This window comes from Microbacterium sp. (assembly GCF_030149085.1).
Classification (GTDB): domain Bacteria; phylum Actinomycetota; class Actinomycetes; order Actinomycetales; family Microbacteriaceae; genus Microbacterium.
In genome coordinates this window covers 1-3,348 of sequence record NZ_JASBSF010000143.1, presented here as the reverse complement: position 1 = coordinate 3,348, position 3,348 = coordinate 1, and the positions used below count along the sequence as shown (strand labels likewise).

Below are 3,348 nucleotides of genomic sequence, written 5' to 3'. Positions count from 1 at the left end.
ACCGTGCCATTCTCATCGTGGCAAGACCGCGCGCTGAGTGTTTCGGGTCACTCATCCGCAGCGAAGGTACGCGACACGCGTGCAGCCCCCGGCTCGACAGCCCCCCAGATCGAGCCGGGGGCCTTGTCGTCTCCCGGCAGTCGAGCCGCCAGGTCAGCGCACCGCTGCCGTGACCGTCGTCAGGTGGTCGAGCACCTGGGTACTCACCGACCCCAGCAGGAACCGAGCGAACCCGGTGCGTCCGTGGGTTCCGACAACGGCAAGGCGAGCGGATGCCGCCACCTCAGCGATCACGGTGGCAGGATCGCCCTCATCCACGTGCACGACAATCTCGAGGTGCGGGTGATCCTTTCGCACCTCATCGGCCATCGACTGCGCGAAAGCCTCCGTCGTACCCTGCAGATCTGTGAGATACATGTCGGGGTAGGGCGCGATGTCGCCGGTGTAGACGACCGGCATCCAGGTCGACACGACAGTGAGCGGCTCCGCGAACCGCGATGCCTCGACCGCAGCGAAAGCGAGCGCCGCGTGCGAAACCTCCGAACCGTCCACCCCGACGACCACGCCCGTGCGTCCGGTCGTGTCGATGTCGGGTACCACGACGACAGGGCAATGAGCTCCGGCAACAATCCGCGTGCCGTGCGGCCCGCGATGCTTGTCGGCGCCCCCGGTGTGATCACTGCCGATCACCAGGAGCGCGGCATCCGACGACGCCTCGACCAGCTCCTTCGTCGGATTTCCGTGTGTCACCCGAACCGTGACGTCGATACCTCGGGCCGACAGCGCCGCTGCCTCGTTCCGAAGAAAGGCCTCTTCGTAGTCCACGGCGCGCTGCACGACCTCCTGCTCACCGACCGCGCCCACTGCGCCGCCAACTACCGAGAACAGTTCCAGGCGAGCACCGGTGCTCACCGCGCGCGCGACCGCCCACTCGATGGCGCGCCGCGAGCCAGGCTTGCTCGTCGCACCCACAACGATCGTCGCGGAAGTTCCGGGGGAGGATGGCTCGCCGTTCGCAGCATTCTCGGTCATGCCCTCACCCTATTCATGCGAGTTGTCCCTCGTCCATGCGAGTTGCCCTTCCCTCATCTCCGCGCCGCCGACCGGGCATACTGACCTCATGCAGATCGACACCGGCTTCGTGACGCTCGTCCTCGGCTTCGTGGGCGTGATCGTCATCATGGCCCTCGTCGGCGTCATCCTCTGGATCCGCCGCACCTCCACCGTCCGCGTCCCAGCGCAGCGACTGTCGACCATCGAGATCGCCCTCGCGCCCGAAGACCGCGAAGTTGTCGCGACCCAGCTGCGCGAAGCGCACGCTGCCCGCGGCCAGGGCGCCGCGGTGACGCCCAAACTTCCCGAGCGCGTCCACCCGGGACGCGTGCTGTGGGTCGATGACGACCCCGACACGAGCGTGTCCGAGACGATCGCCCTGCAAAGGCTCGGCACCGCGGTCCTCAAAACGAGGCACGCGGATGCCGCCCTGGCCTACCTGTCTGTCGGCTCCTACACCGCGCTGGTGTTCGGCATCGCCGCAGACAGCGACCTCGCCGCGATCGAAGCGTTCGTCGCGCGCGCCCGCGCGAGCCAGCCGGGCATCGTCACGCTGGGGTACGCAGCTCCGGGCGTGGTTCCGGATGCCGGGGACTTCACTCTCGTTCGCGATCCGAGCGAACTCGTCGCCGCCGTTATCGCCCCGCTCGCCGTTTCCTGATCCTCCCGGCTCCGGCCGGTTCGGGCCAGGTCAGGTCAGGTCAGTAGCATCGCGAGCGCATCACGGCGATGGCCGATCGCGGCATCCATCGCCCCGAACTCGTCCTCGGCAAGGCCCACCCGCTTCGCGACGTCCGGCCACGACTCCACCGCGACGAGCACCTGAGCAAGCGACCGCTTCCACGACGACGTCTTGATCCCAAGCTCCCCGGCGAGCGCAACAAGAGCCTCCGGCGCAGCATCCGGGTCGACCACCCCCACGATCGCGGTGGACCGCAACCGCTCCTGCACCGGATCGGGCTCGACATCGAACACCGGACACAGCCGCCACGCTGACTCCCGGCGCAGAAATCCCAGGTTGCGAAGGTGGTCGTCGGTGCAGTGCACGGCAACGGTAAAGGCCACGCGTCGCCACAGGTCCCGCAACTGAGCACGGATGACACCGCGCGGCGCATCCATGGCGCGGATGACGCGCGCGACATCCAGATAGTCGCGCCCATCGCCGGTCGCGGTTCGCGCCGACCAGTACGGAATCCGCAACTCCCCGGGGTTCCCGGGTCTGGCCGGAACCACCGAGTCCGCCTTCCCGACGCGATCGAATCGATCGACCAGCAGCACCGCGTGCTCTCCGATCTCGATCGTGCGCACCCGTGACGTGGCAAGACCGGCAGCGTGAGCGAGGTGCAGCGAAACCGCCTCCCACCGGATCGCGTCGTGTTCGTCATCCGGTGCCGGAAACTTGGCGAGCAGCGCGCGACCTTTCCGCCGCACGAGGGCCTTGGGCCTGGCGCCGCCGAGCACGGCCGTGCCGGCATCCAGGAGCTCCGCGATCGCCTGCTCGCTCGAGGAGGCCCCCGCGCGGGTCCGATCCGCTGCTGCCCGAAGCGCGCGCAGGTCGAGCACGACGGGAACCCGCGCAGCGCGGCCCGCGACGTACGCCTCCTCCTCACCCGCACTCGGAGCCTCACGGAACCGGAAGGCGCCAGTGCGCGCCTCATCCGACACTCCGACGAGAGCATCGACCTCCGAGAGAAGGGTCACACCCTCGGCACGCAGCTGTCGGCGAATCAGCTTCTGTCCCCACGAGTCGGCGCTGGAATCGACGAACGCCCCGGGCATCGACCTGAGGACCCGAGGTTTTGTCCCCAGCGGTAGCTCCGGAGATACCGCGTAGGCATCCGGTCGCGCAAGGTAGGTCGGGTCGTAGGAGAAGGTCACACCGACAGCCTTTTCGGCGAGCGTCACGACATCCATCCAGCCGACGGGACCGGCTGCCGCATCCGGGGTCGCCGCCGCGTCCACCCAGACACGCTGGGTCGTCGCGTTCGCCGTCACCATGGGGCCCGATCCCTCCGTCCCTCAGCTCGTCAGCCAGCTCGTCGTCCAGGACCCCACCCTAGAGGGCGCGTGTTACGGCAGGTCTAGCGGTTGTCTCTCATCGTGTACTCGGGTGCGGGCGAATAGGCTTCCGTGAGGACAGGAAGGCATCCGACCCATGACTGACGACGCGGCGACGCCCGAGGGCGCGAGCGATGACGAGATCGCTGCCGCGCGCCGTGCGGTGGATACCGAGAAGTCTCGCCGGGCGCGGTCGCGCAAGCGTCACCGCCGCGAACGCACAGCTGGCATCGTGTT

At 68.4% G+C, this 3,348-nt stretch carries 3 protein-coding genes; 1 reads left to right on the top strand and 2 read right to left on the bottom strand.

All coding sequences use genetic code 11. From position 1 onward, the window contains the following. Positions 1 to 153 precede the first annotated feature (153 nt). Entirely contained in the window at positions 154 to 1,032 is an 879-nt protein-coding gene (locus Q1V87_RS05850; protein WP_300591246.1) for a universal stress protein, read from the bottom strand. An 88-nt stretch (positions 1,033 to 1,120) separates the two neighbouring features. On the opposite strand from Q1V87_RS05850, the gene Q1V87_RS05845 reads away from it, so the two are divergent. Further along, positions 1,121 to 1,714 carry a hypothetical protein gene (locus Q1V87_RS05845; RefSeq protein WP_300591245.1) on the top strand — a complete coding sequence of 198 codons (594 nt, stop codon included), beginning with the start codon at positions 1,121 to 1,123 and terminating at the stop codon, positions 1,712 to 1,714. Between the two features lie 35 nt (positions 1,715 to 1,749). Here the strand turns inward: Q1V87_RS05845 and Q1V87_RS05840 are convergent, their stop codons facing one another. Next, on the bottom strand, positions 1,750 to 3,051 hold the full coding sequence (locus tag Q1V87_RS05840; RefSeq protein ID WP_300591244.1) for a type II toxin-antitoxin system HipA family toxin: 1,302 nt from the start codon (positions 3,049 to 3,051) through the stop codon (positions 1,750 to 1,752). Positions 3,052 to 3,348: the final 297 nt, after the last annotated feature.

What these genes read in the sequence shown, in the direction of transcription:
- Q1V87_RS05850 (WP_300591246.1), bottom strand. Translation starts at nt 1,032, where the DNA reads ATGACCGAGAATGCTGCGAACGGCGAGCCATCCTCCCCCGGAACTTCC.
- Q1V87_RS05845 (WP_300591245.1), top strand. Translation starts at nt 1,121, where the DNA reads ATGCAGATCGACACCGGCTTCGTGACGCTCGTCCTCGGCTTCGTGGGC.
- Q1V87_RS05840 (WP_300591244.1), bottom strand. Translation starts at nt 3,051, where the DNA reads ATGGTGACGGCGAACGCGACGACCCAGCGTGTCTGGGTGGACGCGGCG.